The sequence below is a fragment of the Candidatus Omnitrophota bacterium genome (assembly GCA_040755155.1).
GTDB lineage: Bacteria > Hinthialibacterota > Hinthialibacteria > Hinthialibacterales > Hinthialibacteraceae > JBFMBP01.
This window is the reverse complement of record JBFMBP010000136.1, coordinates 31,848-55,350: the sequence shown is the minus strand read 5'-3', so window position 1 is coordinate 55,350 and position 23,503 is coordinate 31,848. Positions and strand designations below refer to the sequence as shown.

Here is a 23,503-nt window from a genome sequence, read left to right as displayed (position 1 = left end):
TATTTTTTTTCCATTTAAATTTCGTAAATATTATCAACAATCATCTGTTTATGCGAATTTTAAGCCATAACCCAAATATTTTCAATATCTTAAAAATAATAAAATTTCAAGGCGATTCGATTCGAATTCAAATCATATTGTCTCATTCCATTATATAGTAAAAATTCCATGATTACAAAAAAACACCTTTCTTCTCCTATTTTCCCCCGAAATCATCAAATAAATCCAAAATCTCCAAGTAAAGAATTGTTTTCCCATCTAGCCGCTTGCAGAATGAATCAATACAATTTAATCGGAAATCCTTTTTATTCATTTTCACGATCTTAACATAATATTACTTCGATTTTCTAGGACGATTCAATGAATGTAATAAATAAAGTTTCTTTTTTTAGCGTGGTTATTCCAACTTTAAATGCGGGTGACGATTTTTTTTATTTGCTCCGTCAATTGAGACGACAAGTTAACGGGGATAAGTTGGATATTTTAATTGTCGATTCGGGATCGACGGATCGAACGAAAAACATCGCCGCGCAATTCGGCGTTCGCATAATTGAAATCGATCCCGCTTCCTTTAACCACGGTCTTACGAGAAATTTGGGCATTCAAGAAGCCAAAAGTGATTTTGTTTGTCTTTTGACGCAGGACGCCATTCCTGTGAATGAATTCTTCCTTCCATTATTAGGACAAACGTTGGAAAAGGAGGGGGCCGCCGGCGTATGCGCCCGGCAAATCCCCCGTGATGACGCCTCGCCGTTAGTCCGGCGCGACCTGGAAGAGTGGTTGAATGGTTCGCCGCAAAAACGTTTGGCCGATTTGCGTTCTTGTCCCGATTTTTTCTCTTCTTCCCCTATGAATCGTTTTTTCCTTAGCGTTTTCGATAATGTCGCCAGTCTCATCCGAAAGGAAGTATGGAAAAAAATTCCTTTTCCTGAAGCCGCTTTCGCGGAAGATTTGGAATGGGCTTTTCGCGTAATATGCAATGGTTATTCGATCGTTTACGAACCGGAAGCGATGGTCGTCCATTCGCACGAACGTTCTTCCGATTATTTATACAAGCGAACGTTTCAAGACCATTATCGGTTATACGAGATTTTTGGAGTAAGAACGATCCCAAGCCGAATCAAGGTGATGCGTTCGATTATCCTCTCCACGGCGAAAGATTGGGGATGGCTGATGAAATCCTTCCATCCTCATCCGATTTGGCTAAAAAGGATGTTTAATGTTCCTCGTTTCGCTTGGGCTTCCGCCTGGGGGCAATATCGGGGCGCCAAGACGGCGGCCTCTGGGCTTCCAATCCATCAACTTCGCGATGTATAACATATACATATTATTATATATAAATCTGGGAATGTCGTATCTCGATGACAAAATACCGACTTGATTACCTGCTTGTCCAACGCGAAGCGGCGCGCAGCCGAGAAGAAGCGCAAAGGCTGATCCGAGCCGGAAAAGTGTTAGTGGATGAGACCGTGGCCGATAAGCCCGGCGTCAAATATGCGGAAGATAGCCTTATTCGAGTCGTCGAGCGCGAAAGTTCTTACGCGGGACGAGGCGGATTGAAATTGGAAGGGGCCTTGAAGCGTTTCTCCATCGATCCTTCCCATCGAGTGGCGGCGGATTTGGGCGCTTCAACCGGCGGATTTACCGAATGCCTGCTCCGTTTAGGAGCCAAAAAAGTATTCGCCATCGATGTAGGAAGGGGACAACTGGCTTATCATTTGCAAATCGATCCCCGCGTCGTGGTTCTCGACCGGACCAATTGCCGCTATCTGCAAGAAGAAATTCTAGGGGAAAGGGTGGATATTATTGCGGCGGACCTCTCCTTCATCAGCGTTCGCACCGTTTTTCCGGCGATGGAGCGAATCTTAAAAAAGGAAGGAGAAGCTGTAGTATTAATCAAGCCGCAATTCGAAATCGGCAAGGGGAGAGTGGGGAAAAGAGGAATCGTGCGCAGCCAGACGGATCATCTCGAAGTATTGGAATCCTGCCGCGCCTTTTTCATCGAATCCGGATGGCAAGTAAAAAACGCAGCCCCTTCGCCCATTGCCGGGAAATCGGGTAATATAGAATTTTTCCTGCATCTCGTTCCGGGAAAAGCCGCCGATTCCATCTCCTACGAAGCGATTCGCAAGGCGGTGGAAGAAGCGCATGAAAGGGAAAACCCGTCTCATGCCAGAGAAAAACCATTCCCCAGTGAATTCCATCCTGATTCTTTATAACGCCGCTAAATCCCTTTCGCGGGAAGCGCTGGATATCGCCAAAAAATATCTCTTCGCTTCGGGGATAAAATTTCATATCGCCGAGCACCTGCAAATGAATCATGACGGAACGAAAGACGACGCCCATATCCCGGAATTGACGCAAAATTGCGACGCCGTCCTGGTTCTTGGCGGCGATGGAACCATTCTCGGCGCCGCCCGGCGGATTGTGGATTCGCCCCGCCCTTTGCTGGGAATCAATCTCGGCGGCTTTGGTTTTTTAACCGCCTGCGGCTTCGATGAAATCGGCTGGGGATTGGAATGCCTTCTTTCGGGGAAATACAACCTCGTCAAACGGCATTTGCTCGAAGCGAAAGTCATCCGGCCATCGGCGAAGGATCATCAAGAGCGATTCCGTTCCTATGCGATGAACGAAGCGCTCGTAACTCTTTTGCATCCAGGCCGTCTCCTTGATATTTGGGTGGGAGAAGACGAAAAAAACGCTTTGGCTTACCGGGCCGACGGCTTAATCGTCGCTACGCCAACCGGCTCCACCGGCCATTCTCTTTCCGCCGGAGGGCCAATTTTGGAACCGCATCTCCCCGCGCTAGTGATTACTCCCGTCTCTCCTCATTCGCTTTTCAACCGCCCTCTCGTATTTGATGGCGAACAGGAATTCCGCATCTGGTTCCGTGAAGGCGCGGAGAAAGTGGGTTTAATTCTGGACGGGCAGGTGCAAACGACGCTTCTTTCCACCGACCGCATCCAAATCCGCCGCCTGAAACGCACCATCCCCACCGTATCGCTTCCCGATCGCAGTTTTTCGCAAATTCTGCGCGTCAAATTCAATTTAGGAGAAGGTTCGCAAGGGCATTAATCGGCTGGGAAGCGGAATCGTTCGGAATATTTCCGCAGGAATCCACCGCTCCGGTTCGATCCCGACCCACGCCAATTCATCGGCGCCGGATTCCATAATTCGCTGCATGAGCAGCGTTTTGGAAATATAATCCTCCGAACGAACGGGAATAAGCGCCGCCGATTCGTCCAATAACGCTCTTTGCGAAAGGGCGGCGTTTTCGTTTTTCTCTTCGTAGATCAAGGCGATTTTCTTGGTTGTCCTAATTTTCTTGTTAACGATCCATTCTCTCCAACATTGAACGAAACGGCTTTGTTCTTCCGCCATAAATCGAACCGTCTCTTGAGCGAGAAGGCCATAGGGAGGCTGACAGGCGGAATCGTCGACTTGATATCCCCAAAAAAAGGCGCTGCCTGCGGCTCCGAACCATGATTGCTGGACAATGGTTTTCCAAAATTCTTCTTTGATAGGAGAATGGCATATCCATTCGCAGCGCGGCGAGAGAAAGAGGCGGCGAAGGTCGCTGGTGCGGCAGGCGGCGTGAAGCATGGCGGGCGATTCTTCCAACACGACAATATGACCGCTTTGATAACATTCCAGCGTTTCCCAGGCGGCAATCAGGCGATAGCCCAGACCGATTCCTAAAAGAAAAAACAAGTCTGCCCCCTTTTGTACGGCTTTTTGAATTTCGTTGCGGAAAGCATATAAATCTTCGGCGACGGCTTCGCTGCGCGATAGATGATAATAGCCGTTTCCATATTGGCGGCGCGCGTAGAAATACCCATCGCTGCGAGGGAATAGTTCCGCCTCGTCCCCGCTCTCTTTTATGCAATCCGCCAATGCCGTATGGTGATGGCGGAGAGCGGCGAGGTTGGCTTCGTATAAATCGCGATGGATTTCAGGCATGATTTTAAAAACGGCGGTTGAGTATTTGTATTCGACGAACCGGGGACTTTTCTCGGATTTTTAGGATTCATAGACCACTTTCCCTTTGGTCCGAATTTCCCGGTAAATCAAACCGGGCTGGTCTTTAAGAAGTTCCCACTGAGATTTGGGTACCACAAGAATATCCATCGGCATAGGGATGCCGCGCAACTCCCGGCGGATGCGTATGCTTTCTTTTCGCGGATTTTGAATATCATCGCAAGTGACAACAAGGAAATCTACGTCGCTATCGATATTCATATTGCCCTGAACATACGAACCGAACAGAATTAAATTCAGCGGCTTGCCGACCTCGATAATTTTTCGAATCGCCGCCGTTACTTTGTCTGGAGTCGCAATCCAGGGTTGGATATCATGAATCGCCGCCATTATTTTTTACCTTAGAGTCCCATCGAAAGATGCGCCTTCATCGTCAGAAAAATGCTGTTCGACATGAGTTCGCCAGTCGCGATTAGTCCCTTGAACGCCGTCTATCGAGAAGAAAAATCCCGATAAGTTTGCAATCAATGGTCATAATATGCTAGCCTTATTTCTACGATAATTCCGGCAATCGCCATATCGCTGTCGCCTGGTTGGCAAGCCATTGTTGACGGGAAGCGATGCGTTCAGGATTCCATTCCAAGTGCTCGTTCGCCACTCGTTGGGTTATATGGAAATTGCATTGTTCGAAGAATGCTCGTTTCTCTTGATAGGATTTATTTCCAATATCGCGGTTCGCTGCGGCTTCCAAAGGCGTCAAGTTTCCGATTCGATAAACATATCGGTCAACTTGCTCATCGGTGAATGATGTCCAATCTTCATCGGGATGTTCCGGCAATATATGTTCGATAGTGTACTTATCGCTTGTATAGTCAAATGCCCGATTCGCAACATGCCGCTCGATTTCGAAGAGAATATAACGAATGACTTGGCGATTGCGGGCGGATGTAGTTCGGACCTGCTTTTCCGAAAAGGCTCCGCGAAATTGTTCATCCGTAGGATAGATTGGTCGTAAGGCTCGGATAATATCGGTTGCGTTCGTCCGTTGTTTCTTCGCGATTCTTTCCGCAATAGAATTGTAGACTCGTTCCTGTTCGTTCGCGGCAAGATTGCCAATGACATTATACCGGAAAGAGATTACGGAACAGGCTCTTAAGACGCGCGTAAATTCCTCATCGTCCAAAACGCGCTTCGCGGCGAGCAATAAGGCGTAAGGTTGCCTGATATTGAACATAACCAACTCGGTTATATGATCCCTTTGTTTGGCATTCCACATAGCGTCATGCGCGTCGCCTAATGCCGCGTAAATATCCGCGTCTCTGTCCATGTCGCGGAGCAATGCAAAGACATCCGCTTTACCTTTTATGCTGCTGCGAATGGTTTTGAACAAGTCAGCATGACGCGTTAGAGGATTCTGGCTGTTCCAGAAAACGCGCAGGAAATCAGGCACGCTTTCACTGCCGAGTTTGCCGATGACTGCTTCCCAACGATCTTCGAGCGAACGAATATCATGTTCATGAGCGCCAGCGCCGTGCACAACTGAGAAAAGAAAATTTTTAAGCAGATCGGTTGAAGAAAGACGAACTCCTCGAGCGTTCAGCGTTTCGAAAACTTTGAAGGCATTCAATTCATCGGTAACCGAAATAACCGTGAAGAAAAGACGATCGGCGACTGCATCGACAAATCTGGCCATCTCCGCCCCGCTGCGCGTCTCGCCTAAGCGCTCGCGCACGCGAGTCTCAAACCATTCGAAGCCTTTCCGCAAAAGGTGTTCCGATGCCTTCAAATTGCGTTTTGGCAACTGCGCAAGCGGTACAAGATAGTTTTGATAAAACTGGTCGTTATGGCGATTCAACGACAATTTCGACCTGGCAATAAGCGTAACGGGATCGAGATAGCCGATGTAGGTTTTGCGCAATTCCTCAGCGCGGCGCGCGTTGTCGTCTGCATCGACCTTAAATTCCACTAAACGATGGAGATTGCGCAATACGGAAAGAACGAGCAAACTCAATGTGGTCATTCGTTGCTGACCGTCAATAATGTCATAGTTACGCTCGTCGCTGGACTGTAAAACTAGATATCCCATATAGTGACCTTGTTCGCCGCCGGGTTCCAGCATCGCTGTAATATCCTGCCAAAGGTCATCCCATTCCTCTTCAGTCCATGAGTAATCTCTCTGAAACATTGGAACGCGGTACACAAGGCCGTTACCCATCAGCTTTCGGAAAGTCTGATTCGATGTATTGAAATTTGATATGGCCATATCATTCTCCTTGCTTTCCGCTATCCATTGTTCCTGGATAAAGAATCTTCAACCACTCGCGCGCCCGGTTGTCAAGCATATGACGAGCTTCCACCCATTCGCAGCCTGTTTCAGCGAGTTGGCGCCGTTCGTCGTCATGAGCAAGATAATACTCCGCTTTTTCCAATAAATCTTCCGCATCTTTGAAAACGCTGCAATGAACGCCATCGCGCAAGAAGCCTTTTTCCATATCTTCCACCCAATCGGTAAGCAGAAAGCCTTTCGCCCGGGGAACGTCGAAATCGCGCGCATTCAGACACGTGGGACATTGCAGGCTGTGCAGGTTGAGGTTGATCCGAGCCGAGGCGTAACAATCCGGCAACCGTTCGCTATCGATCAGGCCATGCAGGCGATGTTTGTATTCATCCCCCAATAAAGGAATCCAATCGTCGGGGCCGAACAGATGCAATCCCAACGGCAAGAGAGCCTTGACGGCGGCCAGGCGGGCGCGATGCGTCGCCAGAACATACAAGAAATAATCCAATGACAATTGTGGGGAAGGGAACTGTTTTTTCATTCTTTCCGCATTGAATGCGCAGGCGCATTGCGTCAATTCGTTCCATGCCGAAGCGTTGGCTTGTCCGTTTATCGGCGGAGCAAAAATCGATGCCGGTTGAGATTTTTTTAAAGATAAAAGGGATTCAAGCAACTTGCGGGCTTTGGCGCTTAACGGCTGGAGATAGATGTCCGTATGGATAATGCTGCCCACATAAACAATAGGAAAAGCGAACTCTTCCTTATACTGGCCGCGCCGCCGAATCGAGGCTGCGACCGGAAGATGAAATAACGAACGCGGCGCGCAGGAAGAAAAACAGGAAAGGAAAGAACGGTCGCATACTGCCGCCTCGTCCCGGGCGCATTCGTGGAGGCGGATGAAACTCTGCGGGAAATAATGGGGATGATCCAAAAACCAGGTTAAGCGTCTGGCGGGGATATGCTGATGGATGGCGGAAGCAATTCCCAGACTTTCGAAAACGCAGGAGGAGGGACCGGAGAGAAAAAGGCATAGATCGGGAGCGAAGCGAATCAATTCCGTCATGGTTTTTTCGCTCGATCCCCACCCCCGGCGGAATTCCGAGCAATAGACTTCGCAGCCTAAATCGGAAAACGCATCGAGTATGGATCGGGTTATATTGCGATAGATGGAGGCGGACGATTCCACGTGCGCCCAAATTCGCGGGAGAGCGGAGGATGGCTTCTTTCCTTCCTGCAAATAAACGCGCTTAGCCTCAGAGAAGCAAGCCTGTTCCCGCAAAATCGTTTCCTTTAACAGGGATTGGACTTCTTGGATCGTTAAAAGCGGATTTTCTTGGGGCGCGGCTGGACAAAACAAAAAGTGAGATGGCGGGAAATGAAATAATCCTTGGCTGCGAATCAAAGAGGCGAAATCCTTGCGCCACTCCTCCCCCAAAATCCAAAAAACTTGCGGGGAGAGAATCGTTTCCCGGCAATCGCGGACAAAAAACGCGCGCCGGATGGCATCCCATTGCGGTTCGAAAAGGATAAACGCCGATTGCGGATCCCCAGCGGCGCGAATATATACGGTGGACAGAGCTCGCAAGCCGAGAACAATCGCCGCCCGCAAGCGCCCGGCGCCTATATTGATGAAGGATGAAATATCGTCAATCGATGCGGAAGATTCCAGAGTGGATTGGAAGGAGGATCCAATCTGATCGGCGTAATGAGGAAAACGATAACGCAGAGCGTTAAGATTGAGTTCAAAGAGATCGTGGCCTGGCTCGATAGCCGTCATAATCGAAGCCGCATAAGGCGAAGTGAATCGTTTTTACGAACGCCATCAACTCAACAGGCGAAACGCCGCCGCACTCGATTTTCGTCAAACCGCGCTTTCGCCTTCCTCGCCGGTGCGGATGCGATACACATCATCCAAGGTCGATACGAAAATTTTCCCGTCGCCGATATTTCCCGTTCTCGCCGAATTCATAATAACGTCGATCACCTGGCGGGCCAGTTCATCTTTGACGACAACTTCGATTTTGACTTTGGGCAAGAGATCGACGACGTATTCGCTGCCCCGAAAGAGTTCCTTATGCCCCTTCTGCCGTCCGAATCCTCGGACTTCCAGAATCGTCATGCCCACGATGCCGATATCGTTCAAGGCGTCTTTGACTTCGTCGAGTTTGAAAGGTTTGATGATGGCTTCGATTTTCTTCATGATGTCTAGTTCGTCCGCCGTTCCCGAAAACCGTTAATTTCCAGGCAACAAATATAGTATTGTACAAGCCTTCGGTAAATCTTCTTGATGGATAATCACTTCGCTGCCGTTAGCGCGGCGAATTCCCTTTTTCCCCACCAAAAACGATTCCGCCGGCTGCATGGGGAAGCCGCATTTTTCGTTTCGGAAGTGCATGGGGATAACGATCTTGGGTTGGAGGCTTTCGATGACCCGATCAGCTTCCTCCGGTCCGATAGTATATGTTCCTCCAATGGGAAGGAAAAGGATATCGACGGCGCCCACTACCTTCGCTTGTTCCGGGGAAAGCGTATGGCCTAGGTCGCCCAAATGGCAAATGCGGATATCGTCCATAACGAAGCAAGTAATGCGGTTCGGCCCTCTTTTTGCGCCGCATTGATCGTCATGCCAGACATTCGCGACATCGAACTCCAAACCCATCGCCCGGCAGGCGGCGCGAACCATGAGAGGCTGGTTGGGAAGGCTTTTCGCATCGAAGTGATCTTCGTGTTCGTGGCTGATTACGGCGATGTCCGCTTCCTCCGATATAGGGCCAAAGGCGATAGCGCCGCCGTAAGCGCCGGGCTTATAAGGATCCGTCAAAACCGAAATTCCCTTATCCGATTTCAAATAAAAGCATGAATGTCCGAGATATTTAATCAGCATTAAAAAACTTTCCAAATACGAAGGACGATTCGTTTCGCCGTCGAAGTGAGAACGAGCCGCGCACGGAAAAGAAAGGCGAAATTACCATCCCGGACGCGGCAATCCTCTTTCCTCTTCGCCAACGATTATACCAAAACCTCTGAATTTTCAGCTTTTTAAAATTCCTCTCCCAAGATTGGGAGAGGTTAGGTGAGGGTTGATATTGCTGGATCGATTAACCCCTCACCCTAACCCTCTCCCAGAGGGCGAGGGAACTTTAAGTGATATTCTTAATGAGGAATGAGTATTATATCCCCAATTCGGCGATGCTCTTCTTATAGATTTCCGCCGAATTGAGCAGGGCTTGTTGTTCGGCGGGATCGAGTTTCAGTTCGACGACGTCCGTCACGCCATTCTTTCCCAGTTTGGCCGGAACGCCGACATAGACGCCGGAGATGCCGTATTGTCCCGTGAGAAACACGGAGCAAGGCAATACGTGATTGGAATCGTTCACGATCGATTCCACCATCTTGACCGTGGCCGCCGCCGGGGCGTAATAGGCGCTGCCGCTGCCCAGCAACTTGACGATTTCGCCGCCGCCCACGCGGGCGCGGTCGCTGATTTCTTTGATCCGGTTGGGCGGAATTAGCTCGGTGATGGGAATGCCCGCCACGGTGCTGAAGCGCGGAAGCGGCACCATCGAGTCGCCGTGGCCGCCCAGGATCATGGCGTTGACTTCCTTGGGCGAAACGCCGAGTTCCATGGAAATGAAAGTGGAGTAGCGTGCGCAATCGAGGATGCCCGCCTGGCCGAAAACACGGTTGCTGGGGAAGCCGGATTTCTTGTAGGTCAAATACACCATCACATCGATGGGATTGGTGACGACGATGATGATGCAATTCGGAGAATGTTGGACGACGTTATCGACGATGCCGCTGACGATATCCGCATTCTTCTTGAGTAAATCCAGGCGATCCATGCCCGGTTTGCGCGCCAATCCGGCGGTGATGAGAACGATGTCCGATTCTTTCGTATCGGCGTAATCGTTCGTCCCCAAGACTTTGCTGTCGAATCCGAGAATAGGACCGGCTTGGAGAATATCCAATCCTTTGCCCTGAGGCACCCCATCCAGGATATCGATCAGGACGACATCGCCTAATTCCTGCTGCGCGAGAAACAGGGCGCAAGTTGCGCCGACATTGCCCGCCCCGACGACGGTGATTTTTTTCTGCATGATTCCCATCTCCTTTTTTCATTCGAGCGGCCAGCGTTTTTCCTTCTTCCACAAGTGGAGCGAAAACCATCCGGCCTTTCCCCATCGTTTTTCATGCGGTTGAACCTTCTCAACCATTCATCTCAATGAATAACCGGCATTGAGCATTCTCGTTAATTGAAATTGAAATACGTCCAAAAGCAATAAATAAGCGAACAAAGGGTAGTTTATTGGGAAATGGCGCATGAAACCATGTCTCCAACATAACGCTTCTCTTTTTAATAAAGCCACTTATGAACCGGCCATCCCATCACGCCATATTTTCCGCAATGGCTTTCCCGAATTCGGAACATTTCAGAATTGCAGCGCCTTCCATTTGCCGTTCGAGATCGTACGTTACTTTCTTTTGTTTGATAGTTTCCTCGATGCCGCGATTCACGAGTTTGGAAGCCTCTCCCCAGCCCAGATGATCGAGCATCATCACGCCGGAAAGGATTATCGAGCCGGGATTGACTTTGTCCATGCCCGCATATTTGGGCGCAGTGCCGTGGGTAGCTTCGAAAATCGCCGTTTCGTCGCCGATGTTGGCTCCAGGCGCCATGCCTAATCCGCCGACCTGAGCGGCGCATGCGTCGGATAGATAATCGCCGTTTAAGTTGGGCGTCGCCAGCACGCTGTATTCGTCGGGGCGCAGCAATACCTGTTGAAACATGGAATCGGCGATGCGGTCTTTTAGCAAAATTTTGCCATTGGGCATAATCCCCGCATGTTTATCCCATAATTCGCTTTCGGTTACGATATCGTCTGCGAACTCTTCCTTGGCTAACTCGTAGCCCCAATCGCGGAACGCTCCTTCAGTAAATTTCATGATATTGCCCTTGTGCACCAGGGTGACAGAAGGAAGTTTTTGAGCGATGGCGTAGCGGATGGCGGCGCGGACCAAACGCTTGCTGCCGAATACGCTGATCGGTTTGATGCCGATGCCGGAATCTTCCCGGATGTTCCGCCCCATCTCTTCGTTGAGGAAGCGGATCACTTTTAGAACATCGGGCGTCCCTTCCTTCCATTCGATCCCCGCGTAAAGGTCTTCCGAATTTTCGCGGTAGATGACAACGTTCAACTTTTGCGGCTCTTTGACGGGACTGGGAACGCCTTCGAAATAACGGACGGGACGCACGCAAGAATACAAATCCAATTTTTGGCGAATGGTTACGTTCAGCGAACGGAAGCCGCCGCCGATCGGCGTCGTCAACGGCCCCTTGATCGCCACATGAAAATCCACAAACGCATCCAACGTTTCCTGGGGCAGATAATCGCCGTAGATTTCGTTGGCCTTCTCCCCCGCAAAAACCTCCATCCATACGATGCGCTTGACGCCATTATAGGCTTTTGCCACCGCCGCATCCAAAACCAATTTCATGGCGCGAGTGATGTCCGGCCCGATGCCGTCGCCTTCGACGAACGGGATAATGGGATTATCCGGGACATTGAGTTTTCCATTGATAATTTCGATTTTTCGGCCATCCGACGGTACAGTAATTTTTTGGTACATATTCCACACTCCTGATTTCGCGAAAAATTGCCAATCTTTGGCTCACTGAGCAACGCATTGGAATCTTGCGATTTTCAGCCAAACCCGGAGAAGAATTCAACCTTGATGAGAATGGTCTGAAAATCAATTTAATTTATCACAAAACTTCTCTAAATTATAAGGGTGAGCGAACGATCCATATCTTCCTTATAAAATCCGGCTTCCGATTTGATTTGCGTTGGGACTAAAATACTCCTTCCTTCTGCCATTCCCAAGATTTCATACTGCATAAAAATGATTCGAATTAATTGCTTTACTTTCATTTCGAAATTCATTACGATAGATTTATCCGCTTTACTCATTTTGATTATGGCAACAGGAGGAAAAATCATGAAAAAAGCGTTGTTCGTAATGATGGTCTTAAGTTTGGCGCCTCTATCTGGTTGGACGCAGTTTTTCACGCCGGGCAATGTGATTTTCGCCGATCCGGTCGACGATCGCGTCGTCGAGTTGAAACTTTCCGGCGGCTTTGCGGAGATCGTGCAGATCGTTACCTGGCCTTTGGGCGATATGTCCCGGCGCCGTCCGTTGGGTTTGGACATTTCTCCGGATGGAACCGTCTGGGTCGCCGTTACCGGCGTTCCGAAATCCGCTACGGAAGCGGTAGAATTCCCGACGGGAAGAGCGGAAGTTTTGCGCATTACGGGCGACGGAAAACAAACGTTTTTTGGCACGCCCGCGAATAAGGGGACTTTTCTTTCCACTTCTAACTCCGGCGAAGTCTTTATCATGAGCAACGCTATCGAAACTACGCCGAGCATTCAATACCGAATCCAAGTTCAAGGCGACGAGATTTCCGAAATCACGGAATTCATCCTTTCTCAAAGTTTGAATTTTTACGGCGAAGCCTTGGAATTGCCCGATGGACGCATCCTCATGGGCAGCAACGGCGAGGACGGCATCCTTGTCTTCAGCCAGGATGGCGGCGCTCCAACGGGGAAATTCGTTCAAACCAATCGCTATCGCTCCCTTACTTATATACCGGAGAATCAAAAGATCATCGCTTTGCGCACGGATCAGAGCACGATCGACCGCTTTGATTTGAATGGGACATTGGAAGATACCATCAACGCCGCCGATTACCTCTATCCCAGTCTTTGGGGAACGGCGCGCATTCCCGGAACCACGAAATTTCTCGTCGGCAGCCATAACGGCCCAGCGGCGACGAAGAATTACATCGGCGTATTCGACGCCGCGAATTTCGACAATCCGCCGGAAGAATACGTAATTACCGGCTTCGAAAAAGTCGGCCTGGCCGCCGATCATCAATTCGGTTCGCTCTTCAATATGGCTTCCGTCGTTCAGTTCACACCTGTTGCATCTTGGGAATTGTATTGATTGAAATATTGCGAGCGGGGATTCTCTTCCGGTGGAGAGTCCCCGCATCGCCTATTCAGCCAACGGAGACCATCGAGCTATGAAAGTGGAAAATTCTGCTTTTACTTTGATTGAACTGCTGATTGTCGTCGCTATCATCGGGATTTTGGCGGCTATCGCCGTCCCCAATTTCATCAACGCTCAAATTCGCGCCAAAGTCGCCACAACGCAAGCCGACGAACGCGCTCTGGCCGTGGCGATCGAAACTTATCGCATGGATAACAACATGTATCCTCCCACGCCCAACACCGCCGGTAATATGCGCTTCGCCCGTCTGGCAAAATTGACCAGCCCAACGCCCTACATGAGTTCCGTGCCGCTGGATCCTTTCCGCGATGGAGTCGATCCCAATAATTCCGGAACCTTATTCCAGCCGGAAGACAGCGCTTACCCGTTATGGGATCCGGAATACGCCGACGCGCAAAAAAACAGCGCGACCTTTAGTCTGCTTAAAGATCAACAGAATCGGAAAGGCGGTTGGCTGTTGCACGGCGCCGCGCCGGATACGGACTACGAAGCCGCCCAAGGAATGCCGCTGCATTATTACGACGCCAGCAATGGAACGCGCAGCAGCGGCGATATTTACCGCTTTGGCCCTTGATCCGGCGGAATCTTAATCCCTTTGCAAAATTTTATTATTCCTCCCCCAAGCTTGGGGGAGGTCAGGAGAGGGTTGTTCTATGTCTAATAAAATCAACCCCCCTCTAACTTCCCCCAAACTTGGGGGGAGAATTTATAGCATACTTTATCCATTTTACAATAGCCTCTCTTGTTATTTCGCATTACCCGCAAACGGCCAATTCAACCAGCGATGAAGGAAAGCGAATGTCCCCACGCCATGAATGGTATGGGGGCCGTTGAAGAATTCGATTTCCGTCCGATCTCCCAATCCCATTTTGTCATAAAAACGGCGCGTTCGGGCGTATTCATAGGCCACCCACTCGTCGATCGATACGCCGTCGTCATGGCCGCGCTCCACCATAAAAGGACGGGGAAATATCAACCAACTCATTTCCGCATAGTTGTAAGTATTTCCCAAGTCGAATTCCGCCATGTCGTATTCGCCGGTGAACAAATAACTGAAGGAATGGCGAGCGGAAACATTTTTCCATATCCACTCGTTATAATCCGCCGAGCAGATCGATATGCAATAGCCGTCCAACAAGGCGGGAATGCGCATGGCGGTTTTGCCGCCGTAACTTAATCCATAAAAGGCGATGCGTTGAGGATCGGCGAACGGCTGCTCTCCCAACCATTGCACAATGCTTTCATGCTGGCGGACGATGAAAGAATAGAGCGTCTTCTTGATCGGCTGTCCCTTGCGCAGCAAAACGCGGAAGCGATCTTCGCCGATATAGGGATTTTGCGGAGCGAAAACCACAAAGCCGCGTTCCGCCAGGCGGCAGGCGTAAGCATGATAGGCGGGATGATCTATGCGGGGATCGGCAAGGTCTTCAGGACGTCCCTCCAATCCATGCTGGCATACGACGACGGGGCGGCGCTCGCCGGGTAGGATATCCTTAGGAACCAGCAGAATGCCGTAAGCGAAAACGCCGGGATAAACGTCGAGCATAACCTGATAGCCTTTATAAAGCGGCTCATCGTAAATTAAACGAGTATGGGGATTAGTGGGAACCGTCGCGGCGGGAAGGCGGCCAATGATTTCGTCCCAAAAATACTCGCGATACTCCTCGCTGCTCTTCTTCCACCCTTCCAAGCTGGAAACATCAGCCCGCGACCAGAATTTTTTCCGCGTAAATTCGCTTTCCCGCATCAGCCATTGCGTATCTTCCAATATCCCGTCAAACTGGCGCTTGAACCGCTCTTCCGCAACCATTGGCTCGCCAACCAGCGTTGGCCGATTCTCGGTAGAGACGAAATTTTTCCCCTCCACCAAATCCTTCATAAAATAAGCGAAAAATTGTCCGGCGCCGGGCGCGGCGTCTTGGGAATGAACCAGCGTAATCGACGCGCCTGGTAGAGCAGGCGTCTGGCCTGCATTCGCTAATAAAGCGCGGGCGCGTTCGACCTCGCGCTCCACTTCGGAAAACGGCGGCGTAGATATAATTCCCGGCGCGCCGCCGCTGCGCTTGGGCGTTTGCGGTGGACCATCTATCTCCGGCATCCGGCAGGCTTCGATAGCCATCGGCCGGGGAGCGATCAATCCCGCGATTTCGGCGTCGCCGAATTCCTGCAGCAGCGACCAGACGTTGCGGTAGATCGGCTCGCTCCATAATTTCTCTCGCGGTTGAAAATAGCCGCTGACCGCCGCTGCCTTAAACCTAGCATCCACAGCGGCGGAATAAAAGGCGATCAATCCGCCCTCTCCGTAACCTATGACGCCCAGCGGAATATCCGCATATTGCCTTTCGAACCAATCGACCGCCGCTAATACTTTTTGGATTTCGTAGCCAATGATATGACGTCCCATCTCATAGGCGGCGCGCCAGAGAAATTCCCGATGCGGCTGGTTGGTCATGCGCACGCCCGGCAGGCCGGAATAATCGTCGCGGCGATTTATCAAAACAGGAACCAGAACGCGGCAGCCGTTTTCCGCCAGGCGGCGGGCGAATTGCGAAGCGGGGGAGAGATCGCCGGATACGCCAATAAACATTTCCGGCGTCCAATCGCAATCGGGCAGCGCGATGACATTGGCGGCGGCTTCGCCCGCCGGTTCCAATAGCAATCCCTCGCCTTCGACGCCGCGAAAAACATTCCAGCGCACGGCATAGACGGCGTAACTCTCTCCTTGAGCAATAAGCGCGGGATGGCGGCTGTCCGGCGGGAACGAGGCTTTCGCGGTAAACTGCATTGCCACGGGATCGCGGGAATCCACTATGCCGAGAATTTTTCGCAAGCGTTCGCGATTCGGTTCTATGGATTTCGCGTAATTCTCAGGAGACGAAAAATCGCGCTTCCAATATTGTTCGCGCCCAGCCGCGGCGTTTTCATTCTCGCGCATAAGATAGGCGTCGATCCCCTCCACCATCATCGCGGCATAATCGCCTTGCAATTGCAGCGGCTGCGTTCCCGGCAGAGGTTCGGCGGCGTAAGAAAAATGATTGGTAAATATTAGAATGAAAAATATTCTTAGTACTTTATTCATGATCTTTTCCATTCGGATGAGAATTTATATCATGACTATTCCACGAAGCCGGTTTTACTTTATCATGGATCGGATTCATGATTCCAGGAGACTATCGAAATGAACAAACTTGAAGAAATCTCCCAAAAGCGCAAAGAAGCCCACGCCAAACTGCTGTCGCTGCGATCGAAGGTTTACGAAGCCTTTTTAGAGATGGAAAAAGCCGCCTTCTGCGACGGCGCTCTGACCAAGAAACAAAAGGAACTGATCGCCGTGGGTATCTCGGTCGCCATCCATTGCGAATCCTGCATGCAATGGCATATCGAACAGGCGGCATTGTCGGGAGCCTCCATGCGGGAAGCGTTGGAAGCCGTGGAAGTGGGCATCGAAATGGGAGGCGGCCCGGCGACGGTTTCCGCCCGTTTCGCGTTGGATGTCATCGAAGACGCATATAGGGAAAAATAGTATTCAAAAAAAAAATTCCATTTCGTTTACAATCCCTATTCTTTTGTGATACACATTCCATCAGGGGATTGCTATGAAGCGAATAGGGATACTTTATCTTTTCATGGCAGGTGTTCTTTTATGCCTATGCCTTTCCTCCGGCCAAGCCGCTGAGGAAACGCAGCCGTTTGCGGAAATCGAGATCATTCCTCTTTCCACTCCTTCGCCTTTTTCCTACCTTCCAGAACCAAAATTTGGCGAAAGAGAAAATCCTACTTCCATCCCTTCGTGGTTTATTGCAAATTCGTATTGGAATTATTTGTATTATCAACAAAAATCCAACAACGCAACGACGCCGACGCCGCGTAGGTTGGATTCCTTTCCAGCGAGCGATCCATTCTCCAATAATCCTTTTTTATCCCCCCCTCCACAAACGCCAAAACCGCCAAAACGATGGCGCGACCGTTTGGCGCCGCCGGATAACGGCGCTATTCGCGAATCGCCCTTGGCGCCTTTCGCGATTCCGGATAGCTGGGTCCCGCCGCCGACGCCGTTTGCTCCCGATGATGCGTGGGCTACTCCGTCTTTTAGATATCTCCCAGGCGGCGGCGTGAGATATATACCGATGTGGATTCCTATTCCGATTTTACCCCCGCCGATGTTCATTCCAACGCCTGCCCCATACAATCTAATGGATCAGCCGCGAATTCCACTTCCTGCGAATCAATACTTACCCAATCCACCGGAACCCGATCCTGTGGATGTATCCCTTGCGCCTCAGCCCGTTTTCCCCAAGAGAGAACCTGCGCCCAAGATGGTGCGCTATGTAGGCGTAAACAAACCTATTATTACCCAACCAATATTCGCTGCAAGGCCCGAATATTTAGATCCTTTAGGCGCCTGTTCCAAGACTCAAGGATTGATTAAAGAATTTAAAAAAAATAGAAGAAAACCCAAGTCTGCCGCCGAAATCGCATTGCATAATCAAGCGTCTATGATTCCCTATCCTACGCCCATTCCCCTCGCCGATCGTCTGCCTAAAGTTAATCCTTATTCCGATCTCCTCCTCAATCCGCCGCCTATGTTTCCGTTAGAAGGCTTCGTTAATTCCACTCCCGAAATGGAAGTGGAAACGCCGACGCCCATCGAGCCGAAGAGCCTGCATCCTTTACGAATACTCGATGGCGTCGCGCCATCATCTACGCCGGTTACGCCGCCGATAGCGCTGCGGAGAGAAGATAGTGTTCCGCTTTCCTATCAAGCCACGCCTACGCCCCCGGCGCCAGCGGCTATGACGCCTTTGGAGATTCTATACAATCAGGGCTTGCAAGCTTTCGCACAGCGCAATTACGCTAAAGCCAATCGTTTATTTCAAAACGCGGCGGCGCTCGATCCTAATTCCAGCCGCATCCAATGCGCTTACGGTTTCACGCTTTTATTCCAAGGAGATTACGGCAAAGCGGCGGCGGCGCTGCTACGCGGCGGCGAACTTGCCCGCAAGGAACAAACGGCTCCGTTGTGGGCGCTGTTCATTTCTTCCAAGGATTTCGCCTATCACCAGTTGAAACTGACGCAATTCCTAAAGCGCAATCCTGACGATCCTGACGCCAAAACGCTTATGCTTCTGCTCGCGGCGGAGAAAACGCCCGCTCCTAATAAACTCCTTATCCCTACACCCGCCCCATTAATGAAGATTCGTTGATTAATATAAAGCATTGTATCGCCAATTCGGCTTGACATCGCTTCTTCCTTTCGGCTTGATAGGAGAAATCCGTCTTTTCTCAAATTATCAAATGGGAGGTTTTTTTATGTTTAACGGCATCTTTCGCGTTCCTGCTCCAGAAAACGAACCGATTCATGAGTACCGGCCCAATTCGCCGGAAAGACAAAAACTGCAAGCTAAACTGGAGGAAATGCTAACCCATCCCGTGGATGTTCCTCTCATTATCGGAGGAAAGGAAGTTAGAAATGGAAAGTTAGTCGAGATGCGCTGCCCCCACGATCATGGGGCCATCTTGGGACATTACCACCAAGGCGACGCCGAGCATACGCACCAGGCTATCGCGGCGGCTAACGCGGCGAAGAAGGAATGGTCGGAAATGCCTTGGGATGCGCGGGCGATCATCCTGCTGAAAGCGTCCGAACTGCTCACTACCAAATACCGCGATACGTTAAACGCGGCAACCATGCTCAACATGAGCAAGACCTGCCACCAGGCGGAGATCGATTCCGCATGCGAATTGATCGACTTTTGGCGCTTCAATCCCCATTTTATGGAAGAAGTTTACGGCGATCAGCCGCGCTCCAATAAAGGAATGCTCAATTATATGGAGCATCGTCCTCTAGAAGGCTTCGTCCTGGCGCTGACGCCATTCAATTTCACCTCCATCGCCGGAAACCTGCCCACGGCGCCGGCCTTGATGGGCAATACCATCGTCTGGAAGCCCGCGTCGAGCGCTGTGCTGCCCGCCTATTACATCATGAAGATTCTGCAAGAAGCGGGAATGCCGGACGGCGTCATCAATATGATCCCCGGCCCCGGCCCTCTTATCGCGCCCCCGGCGCTGGATCACTTGGATCTGGGCGGCATTCACTTCACCGGCAGCACCTACGTTTTCTCTACGATCTGGCTGGCGGTAGGTTCCGATATCCGAAAATACTATTCCTACCCCCGCATCGTCGGAGAAACAGGCGGAAAGGATTTTATCTTCGCACACGCTTCCTGCGATCTCGATGCGCTAACGACGGCGCTGATCCGCGGCGCGTTCGAATATCAGGGACAAAAATGCTCGGCGGCCAGCCGCGCCTATATTCCCGATTCGATCTGGCCCGCTATCAAGGAAAAACTATTGGACGAAGCGGCGCAGATCAAAATGGGGGATATTTGCGATTTTAAAAACTTCATGGGCGCCGTAATCGATAAAAAATCATTTCAAACCATATCGGAATATATTGAATTCGCTAAAAACGACATGACCATGGAAATTCTCTGCGGCGGAGGCTGCGACTCTTCGCAAGGCCATTTCATCGAACCCACTATCGTTTTAAGTAAAGATCCCAAGTCCAAATTGATGATGGAAGAGATATTCGGCCCCGTGCTAACCCTTTACGTCTATCCCGCCAAAGAATACGAAGAGACGCTGCATCTCTGCGATCAGACCAGCCCCTACGCCTTGACGGGATCGATCTTCGCCCAGGACCGCTCGGCGATCGTCAAGGCCAGTTCCATGCTGCGCCACGCCGCCGGGAATTTTTACGTCAACGACAAACCCACGGGCGCCGTAGTGGGACAGCAGCCGTTCGGAGGCAGCCGCGCTTCGGGCACGAACGACAAGGCGGGGTCATGGCTGAATTTGGAACGCTGGGTATCGCCGCGGACGATTAAAGAGACGTTTATCCCGCCGAAAAATTGGCGTTATCCCTATATGGATTGATTTTTGAAACTATTTAGCCGTATGAAGAGAAGAAATACGAATTTATTGTTTCGCCCTTTCAGGGCTTAGGTTTTTTTTGATCCTGTTCCCAGGCCGTTGGCCTGGGCTATCATATTTCGCCCTTTCAGGGCTAAAAAACAAGGATTTCTCTTCAATCGGGTAAACTGTTACGTTTTTTTTTATTGGATGATGGAGACGAAAGGCGCGGAAAACTGCGCCTTTCTCTTTGACATTAATTCTAATTTTTATGACGCGTCTGGGAGCGTGGAGTTACTCCCGCAAAAGCAAAACGGTTCTGAAAGCGTTGAGGTGTGATTATGGCGGGACTTGCTTCGCTCGATCCGCCCTACGATTTTCAAGGCGTTTAAGAAGTGGAACCCAGCGAAAAAGGATATTATCAAACTTCCGGGAGTCTTGTCATCTGAATAGTACGGAACAAAACTATGGTCTCGAAGGATTATTCCGAACATTTAAGCGGTTCATCTACTATTTGAATTATTATTTTTTTAGAAGAATGGGTTTCCATGACGAAAACGGATATACCCACTAACGAATACTCGCCCATGATGCAGCAGTATCTGGCCATGAAGGAACAATGCGGCGACGCCATACTTCTGTTCCGCTGCGGCGACTTTTACGAGATGTTCATGGACGACGCCGTGAAAGCCTCGGAGATGCTGGACATCGCCCTGACCAAGAAGAGCGTGGGCCAAGGCCGCACCGTTCCCCTGGCGGGCGTTCCCTATCACGCCGTGCAGAATTACGTCTACCGCCTTACGCGCAAGGGCTGCCGCGTGGCGGTGTGCGAACAGACGGAATTGCCGCAAAAAGGCAAGAAGATCATCAACCGCGAGCTAATGCGCACCATCTCCCCCGGCGCCATCATCGACGCCGACGTCATCGATCAGAAGGAGAATAATTTTCTCGCCGCGCTCTACGACGGCGGCATGATCGGCTGGGGATTGGCCGTAGTGGACGTTACCACCAGCGAATTCCGCACCACGTGGGAAAGCGGGGCGGCGGGATGGGCGGGAATTCTGGCGGAATTGGGGACGATCAATCCCAGCGAAATTTTGGTAGATGAAGCCTGCGCTTCCAATCCCGAATTGAACAAGCAACTGCGGAGCCAGGCCGATTGCCTGCTCACCGGCGTTCCCGCCAGTTCATTCTCCAGCGAACTTTTCGAACGCTTCGGCGTGAAAGAGACGCTCGAATCCGGCGTCAAACTGCCCGCCGTAGAGCGAGACCTGCCGCTGGCCGCCGCCGCCGCCATACTTTCTTACCTCCAGGAAAACCAGAAAGAGACGCTGGGCTATATCCAATCGTTGGACATATACCGCCGATCCAATTTTCTGGTCATCGATAAAAACACGGAACGCAACCTGGAACTGCTGCAAAGCGCCGGAGAAGGGGGCAAGAAATTTTCGCTGTTGGGCGTCTTGGACTGCACGGCTACGGCGATGGGAGGGCGTCTGTTTAAGCAATGGTTTTTGCGGCCGCTCATCCAGGCGGAGTCCATCCGCGCCCGCCAGGCTATAGTGCGCTGGCTCTTCGATTCGCCCAACCTGCGGTCGGAGTTGCGAAAGATACTGCGATCCGTGCATGATCTGGAACGCCTGTTGGGCCGCGTTACCTTCGGCAACGCCAACGCGCGCGATCTCGTCTCCTTGCGCCTCTCTCTCGAACAATTGCCTGGAATCAACGATCTTTTGCGGAAGGCGGATGAATCCGCTGGAACGCGCCGAGCGTTGCAGCGGGAAGAAAATGGGGATCATCAAGCAGACCATGTACCTCCAGGAAGCGAGCCGATCGATCCGGTAATGGAAGTCCGCGAGTTGCTGGCGGCTGCGTTGGTGGACGAACCGCCGCTTTCCGTGCGCGACGGCGGGATGATCCGCGACGGTTATGAAACGGAATTAGATGAACTGCGCGCCATTCGTAAAGACGGTCGCGGCTATATCGCCCGCTTGCAGGAGCGAGAGCGGGAACAGACGGGCATTCCCTCGTTGCGGGTTTCCTATAATCGCGTCTTCGGCTATTACATCGAAATTACCCACCTGCATAAAGATAAAGTTCCCGAACATTACATCCGTAAACAAACACTCGCCAACGCCGAGCGTTTTATCACTTCCGAGTTGAAAGAATTCGAAGCCAAAGTGCTTCACGCAGAAGACCGCATCCACGAATTGGAATACAACCTTCTGCAAAAACTGCTGGAAGCGGTGAGAGGCTATAGCGGACGCTTGAAATCGGCGGCGCGGGTGATTGCGCGATTGGACGCTTTTCAAAGCCTGGCGGAAAGCGCCTCTCGCCACCATTACGTTTGCCCGGAGATTAACGAAAGCGGTGAAATTACGATCCGCGAGGGACGACATCCCGTCTTGGAACAAGCGCCGGTAGTGGAACAATTCGTTCCCAACGATTGCCTGCTTAATCAAGAGAAAGAACAAATTCTCATCATCACCGGCCCCAACATGGCGGGTAAATCTACCTATATCCGGCAAGTGGCGCTCATTGTTCTCATGGCGCAGATTGGCTCGTTCGTCCCCGCCCAATCCGCCGCCATCGGAATTGTCGATCGCCTCTTCAGCCGCGTGGGCGCGTCCGACGATTTGGCGCGCGGGCGTTCCACCTTCATGGTGGAGATGTGCGAGACGGCCCATATTCTGCGCCATGCCACTCCGCGCAGCCTGGTGATTCTTGACGAAATCGGACGCGGCACCAGCACTTTCGATGGCGTCTCATTGGCGTGGGCTATCGTGGAATATTTGCACGGCTTGCGCGGCAAGGGAGTCAAAACGCTTTTCGCCACCCACTATCACGAACTCGCCGCTTTAGAGGAAACCCATCGCCGCGTGGTGAATTATCACGTTCAGGTCGCCGAAGAGGGCAACACGGTTTCTTTCTTATATCGCATAGGACGGGGCTATACCGATCATTCGTATGGAATTCACGTAGCCGATCTGGCGGGCGTTCCTCCGCGCGTTACCGACCGCGCTCGAAAAATTCTCAAACGTTTGGAAAGAGGCGAACATCTGGCGTTTCAGAATAAGGAAACGCGCTCTGATCCCTATCAGGCAACCCTCTTTTCCATGCTGGAAGAACCCCTGCGCGCCCGGCTCGTCGATTTGGATGTCAATACGCTATCCCCCATCGAAGCGCATCATCTTCTGACGGAATTAGTGGATGAGGCGAAACGAATTTAGAAGAAGAGCGCGTGGCTATTATGTACTCGCGTAA

General features: G+C 51.1%; 18 protein-coding genes. 9 read left to right on the top strand and 9 right to left on the bottom strand.

Going from position 1 to position 23,503, the window contains the following annotated elements; translation table 11 throughout:
- Window positions 1-360: 360 nt before the first annotated feature.
- From AB1656_20455 to AB1656_20445, 3 genes are read left to right on the top strand one after another with little or no spacing between them, the layout of a single operon-like run.
- Window positions 361-1,317, top strand: coding sequence for a glycosyltransferase (locus AB1656_20455; protein ID MEW6237765.1), 957 nt, complete (start codon window positions 361-363; stop codon window positions 1,315-1,317).
- Window positions 1,318-1,361: 44 nt separating this feature from the next.
- Window positions 1,362-2,219 carry a TlyA family RNA methyltransferase gene (locus AB1656_20450; protein ID MEW6237764.1) on the top strand — a complete coding sequence of 286 codons (858 nt, stop codon included), beginning with the start codon at window positions 1,362-1,364 and terminating at the stop codon, window positions 2,217-2,219.
- Complete coding sequence (locus AB1656_20445; GenBank protein ID MEW6237763.1) at window positions 2,170-3,075, top strand: NAD(+)/NADH kinase; 906 nt, start codon at window positions 2,170-2,172, stop codon at window positions 3,073-3,075. The genes AB1656_20450 and AB1656_20445 overlap by 50 nt, the downstream gene beginning before the upstream one ends.
- Here the strand turns inward: AB1656_20445 and AB1656_20440 are convergent.
- From AB1656_20440 to icd, 8 genes are all read right to left on the bottom strand, one after another.
- Window positions 3,049-3,960 (bottom strand): hypothetical protein, encoded by a 912-nt coding sequence (locus AB1656_20440; protein MEW6237762.1) that lies wholly within the window; start codon window positions 3,958-3,960, stop codon window positions 3,049-3,051. The two genes, AB1656_20445 and AB1656_20440, sit on opposite strands and share 27 nt — an antisense overlap.
- 60 nt (window positions 3,961-4,020) lie before the next feature.
- A complete protein-coding gene (locus AB1656_20435) occupies window positions 4,021-4,368 on the bottom strand; it encodes a nucleotidyltransferase domain-containing protein (GenBank protein MEW6237761.1) in 348 nt (115 codons plus the stop codon).
- 163 nt (window positions 4,369-4,531) lie between these two features.
- Window positions 4,532-6,241 carry a DUF262 domain-containing HNH endonuclease family protein gene (locus tag AB1656_20430; GenBank protein ID MEW6237760.1) on the bottom strand — a complete coding sequence of 570 codons (1,710 nt, stop codon included), beginning with the start codon at window positions 6,239-6,241 and terminating at the stop codon, window positions 4,532-4,534.
- A 1-nt stretch (window position 6,242) separates the two neighbouring features.
- Window positions 6,243-8,033, bottom strand: a complete 1,791-nt coding sequence (locus tag AB1656_20425; GenBank protein MEW6237759.1) for a glycosyltransferase — start codon at window positions 8,031-8,033, stop codon at window positions 6,243-6,245.
- A gap of 84 nt (window positions 8,034-8,117) precedes the next feature.
- Complete coding sequence (locus AB1656_20420) at window positions 8,118-8,456, bottom strand: P-II family nitrogen regulator (protein MEW6237758.1); 339 nt, start codon at window positions 8,454-8,456, stop codon at window positions 8,118-8,120.
- A 33-nt stretch (window positions 8,457-8,489) separates the two neighbouring features.
- Window positions 8,490-9,140: an MBL fold metallo-hydrolase gene (locus AB1656_20415; GenBank protein ID MEW6237757.1), complete on the bottom strand. Its 651-nt coding sequence runs from the start codon at window positions 9,138-9,140 to the stop codon at window positions 8,490-8,492.
- A 286-nt stretch (window positions 9,141-9,426) separates the two neighbouring features.
- Window positions 9,427-10,353 carry a malate dehydrogenase gene (gene mdh / locus AB1656_20410; protein ID MEW6237756.1) on the bottom strand — a complete coding sequence of 309 codons (927 nt, stop codon included), beginning with the start codon at window positions 10,351-10,353 and terminating at the stop codon, window positions 9,427-9,429.
- Window positions 10,354-10,642: 289 nt separating this feature from the next.
- A complete protein-coding gene (gene icd, locus AB1656_20405; GenBank protein MEW6237755.1) occupies window positions 10,643-11,884 on the bottom strand; it encodes an isocitrate dehydrogenase (NADP(+)) in 1,242 nt (413 codons plus the stop codon).
- Between the two features lie 369 nt (window positions 11,885-12,253).
- Between icd and AB1656_20400 the strand changes: the two genes are divergently transcribed.
- Both AB1656_20400 and AB1656_20395 read left to right on the top strand, forming a co-directional pair.
- On the top strand, window positions 12,254-13,261 hold the full coding sequence (locus tag AB1656_20400; protein ID MEW6237754.1) for a hypothetical protein: 1,008 nt from the start codon (window positions 12,254-12,256) through the stop codon (window positions 13,259-13,261).
- Window positions 13,262-13,340: 79 nt separating this feature from the next.
- The gene (locus tag AB1656_20395; GenBank protein MEW6237753.1) at window positions 13,341-13,901 is read left to right on the top strand and encodes a prepilin-type N-terminal cleavage/methylation domain-containing protein; all 561 of its coding nucleotides are present in this window, start codon (window positions 13,341-13,343) and stop codon (window positions 13,899-13,901) included.
- Window positions 13,902-14,072: 171 nt separating this feature from the next.
- On the opposite strand, the gene AB1656_20390 is transcribed toward AB1656_20395, so the two are convergent.
- Entirely contained in the window at window positions 14,073-16,406 is a 2,334-nt protein-coding gene (locus tag AB1656_20390; GenBank protein ID MEW6237752.1) for a dienelactone hydrolase family protein, read from the bottom strand.
- A 99-nt stretch (window positions 16,407-16,505) separates the two neighbouring features.
- Between AB1656_20390 and AB1656_20385 the strand changes: the two genes are divergently transcribed.
- The 4 genes from AB1656_20385 to mutS all read left to right on the top strand — a co-directional run bounded on the left by AB1656_20385 (window position 16,506) and on the right by mutS (window position 23,469).
- On the top strand, window positions 16,506-16,850 hold the full coding sequence (locus AB1656_20385; protein MEW6237751.1) for a carboxymuconolactone decarboxylase family protein: 345 nt from the start codon (window positions 16,506-16,508) through the stop codon (window positions 16,848-16,850).
- 103 nt (window positions 16,851-16,953) lie between these two features.
- Window positions 16,954-18,531 carry a tetratricopeptide repeat protein gene (locus AB1656_20380; GenBank protein MEW6237750.1) on the top strand — a complete coding sequence of 526 codons (1,578 nt, stop codon included), beginning with the start codon at window positions 16,954-16,956 and terminating at the stop codon, window positions 18,529-18,531.
- A gap of 106 nt (window positions 18,532-18,637) precedes the next feature.
- Entirely contained in the window at window positions 18,638-20,263 is a 1,626-nt protein-coding gene (gene pruA, locus AB1656_20375; protein ID MEW6237749.1) for an L-glutamate gamma-semialdehyde dehydrogenase, read from the top strand.
- Window positions 20,264-20,787: 524 nt separating this feature from the next.
- Window positions 20,788-23,469 carry a DNA mismatch repair protein MutS gene (mutS, locus tag AB1656_20370; protein MEW6237748.1) on the top strand — a complete coding sequence of 894 codons (2,682 nt, stop codon included), beginning with the start codon at window positions 20,788-20,790 and terminating at the stop codon, window positions 23,467-23,469.
- Window positions 23,470-23,503 lie beyond the last annotated feature (34 nt).

Excerpts from the sequence above, each read along its gene's own strand:
- AB1656_20455 (MEW6237765.1), top strand. The coding sequence starts at position 361 with ATGAATGTAATAAATAAAGTTTCTTTTTTTAGCGTGGTTATTCCAACT.
- AB1656_20450 (MEW6237764.1), top strand. The coding sequence starts at position 1,362 with ATGACAAAATACCGACTTGATTACCTGCTTGTCCAACGCGAAGCGGCG.
- AB1656_20445 (MEW6237763.1), top strand. The coding sequence starts at position 2,170 with ATGCCAGAGAAAAACCATTCCCCAGTGAATTCCATCCTGATTCTTTAT.
- AB1656_20440 (MEW6237762.1), bottom strand. The coding sequence starts at position 3,960 with ATGCCTGAAATCCATCGCGATTTATACGAAGCCAACCTCGCCGCTCTC.
- AB1656_20435 (MEW6237761.1), bottom strand. The coding sequence starts at position 4,368 with ATGGCGGCGATTCATGATATCCAACCCTGGATTGCGACTCCAGACAAA.
- AB1656_20430 (MEW6237760.1), bottom strand. The coding sequence starts at position 6,241 with ATGGCCATATCAAATTTCAATACATCGAATCAGACTTTCCGAAAGCTG.
- AB1656_20425 (MEW6237759.1), bottom strand. The coding sequence starts at position 8,033 with ATGACGGCTATCGAGCCAGGCCACGATCTCTTTGAACTCAATCTTAAC.
- AB1656_20420 (MEW6237758.1), bottom strand. The coding sequence starts at position 8,456 with ATGAAGAAAATCGAAGCCATCATCAAACCTTTCAAACTCGACGAAGTC.
- AB1656_20415 (MEW6237757.1), bottom strand. The coding sequence starts at position 9,140 with ATGCTGATTAAATATCTCGGACATTCATGCTTTTATTTGAAATCGGAT.
- mdh (MEW6237756.1), bottom strand. The coding sequence starts at position 10,353 with ATGCAGAAAAAAATCACCGTCGTCGGGGCGGGCAATGTCGGCGCAACT.
- icd (MEW6237755.1), bottom strand. The coding sequence starts at position 11,884 with ATGTACCAAAAAATTACTGTACCGTCGGATGGCCGAAAAATCGAAATT.
- AB1656_20400 (MEW6237754.1), top strand. The coding sequence starts at position 12,254 with ATGAAAAAAGCGTTGTTCGTAATGATGGTCTTAAGTTTGGCGCCTCTA.
- AB1656_20395 (MEW6237753.1), top strand. The coding sequence starts at position 13,341 with ATGAAAGTGGAAAATTCTGCTTTTACTTTGATTGAACTGCTGATTGTC.
- AB1656_20390 (MEW6237752.1), bottom strand. The coding sequence starts at position 16,406 with ATGAATAAAGTACTAAGAATATTTTTCATTCTAATATTTACCAATCAT.
- AB1656_20385 (MEW6237751.1), top strand. The coding sequence starts at position 16,506 with ATGAACAAACTTGAAGAAATCTCCCAAAAGCGCAAAGAAGCCCACGCC.
- AB1656_20380 (MEW6237750.1), top strand. The coding sequence starts at position 16,954 with ATGGCAGGTGTTCTTTTATGCCTATGCCTTTCCTCCGGCCAAGCCGCT.
- pruA (MEW6237749.1), top strand. The coding sequence starts at position 18,638 with ATGTTTAACGGCATCTTTCGCGTTCCTGCTCCAGAAAACGAACCGATT.
- mutS (MEW6237748.1), top strand. The coding sequence starts at position 20,788 with ATGACGAAAACGGATATACCCACTAACGAATACTCGCCCATGATGCAG.